Consider the following 426-nt stretch of genomic DNA (forward strand, 5'->3'; position numbering starts at 1 on the left):
CGATGCCGCGCGTCCGTCGTGATGATCGGCGCGTCAGGACCGATCTGCAACGCCTCCCGCACCTCCTCAGGAGAGTACGGCTGATGCCCGTCGAACCCGTTCAACGCGATCACGAACGGCAGACCACTGTTCTCGAAATAATCCACCGCAGGAAAACAGTCCGCCAACCGACGCGTATCGACCAGCACCACCGCACCGATCGCACCACGCACCAGGTCGTCCCACATGAACCAGAAACGATCCTGACCCGGCGTACCGAACAGATACAGAATCAGATCCTGATCCAACGTGATACGACCGAAATCCATCGCCACCGTCGTGGTCGTCTTACCACCCGTGTGCGTCAGATCATCGATCCCCGCAGACGCCGACGTCATCACCGCCTCGGTCCGCAGCGGATTGATCTCCGACACCGACCCCACAAAC

The 426-nt window shown here is 60.6% G+C and carries 1 protein-coding gene; it reads right to left on the minus strand.

Features of this window, described 5'->3' with window-relative positions; translation table 11 throughout:
- A partial coding sequence (locus tag IF27_RS29650) for a GTP-binding protein (protein WP_052852964.1) occupies positions 1-426 on the minus strand: 426 nt, incomplete at both ends.

It is taken from the genome of Streptomyces avicenniae (genome assembly GCF_000719135.1).
In the GTDB taxonomy this organism is placed as follows: domain Bacteria; phylum Actinomycetota; class Actinomycetes; order Streptomycetales; family Streptomycetaceae; genus Streptomyces; species Streptomyces avicenniae.